1 protein-coding gene and 1 pseudogene are annotated in these 957 nt (G+C 62.4%); both read left to right on the forward strand.

What is annotated here, in order from left to right; genetic code table 11:
* A pseudogene (locus D8V06_RS04345) lies at positions 1-388 on the forward strand (protocatechuate 3,4-dioxygenase subunit beta); the annotation flags it as partial.
* 1 nt (position 389) lies between these two features.
* Positions 390-956, forward strand: a complete 567-nt coding sequence (gene pcaG / locus D8V06_RS04350; protein ID WP_056856099.1) for a protocatechuate 3,4-dioxygenase subunit alpha — start codon at positions 390-392, stop codon at positions 954-956.
* Position 957 lies beyond the last annotated feature (1 nt).

Raw genomic sequence — 957 nt, forward strand, 5'->3', positions numbered from 1 at the left:
CCATGCCCGCGACCTGCACGACGCGCCGCTGGACCCGAACTTCACCGGCACCGGCCGCACCGTGACCGACGCCGATGGCTGGTACCAGTTCCAGACCATCAAGCCCGGCGCGTACCCGTGGGGCAACCATCACAACGCCTGGCGCCCGGCGCACATCCATTTCTCGCTGTTCGGGCCGAGCATCCTGACGCGCCTGGTCACGCAAATGTATTTCCCGGGCGACCCGCTGCTGGCTTACGACCCGATCTACAACTGCGTGCCCGATACCAGCGCCAAAGAGCGCTTGATCGCCACGTTCGATCTGGAAAAAACCATCCCTTCCTATGCCCTCGGTTATCGCTGGGACATCGTTTTGCGCGGCCGCGACGCCACGCCGATGGAGAAATAAGATGACGCTGACTGCGACCACGTCCCACACCGTAGGGCCGTACTATCACATCGGCCTGACCTGGCTGAACCGCGAAAACCTGACCGTCGAACAAACCCTGGGCGAGCGCGTGGCGATCACCGGGCAAGTGGTCGATGGCAACGGCGATGTCGTCAACGACGCCATGCTGGAAGTCTGGCAAGCAAACGCCGCCGGCAAGTACGACCACCCCGAAGATGACCAGGACAAACCTCTGGACCCGAATTTCGAAGGTTTCGGCCGGGTGCCGGTGGATGCCGAAGGGCGTTTTCGTTTCACCACCATCAAGCCGGGCACGGTCGAAGGCCTCAAGGGCACGACCCAGGCGCCGCACCTTGTGGTTCTGGTGTTCGCCCGTGGCTTGGTCAAGCACCTGCTGACGCGGATCTACTTCGAGGGTGAACCGGCCAACGTCGACGATCCGTTGCTGGAGTGCGTGCCGGCCGAGCGCCGCAGCACGTTGCTGGCGAAGAAGGATGCATCGGGCGTGTATCAGTGGAATGTGATTCTGCAGGGCACCGATGCCGAGACGGTGTTCTTCGATTATTGAA

It is taken from the genome of Pseudomonas sp. Sample_24, from assembly GCF_004307605.1.
In the GTDB taxonomy this organism is placed as follows: Bacteria; Pseudomonadota; Gammaproteobacteria; order Pseudomonadales; family Pseudomonadaceae; genus Aquipseudomonas.

Coding starts and splice junctions, on each gene's coding strand:
- pcaG (WP_056856099.1), top strand. CDS start 390: ATGACGCTGACTGCGACCACGTCCCACACCGTAGGGCCGTACTATCAC.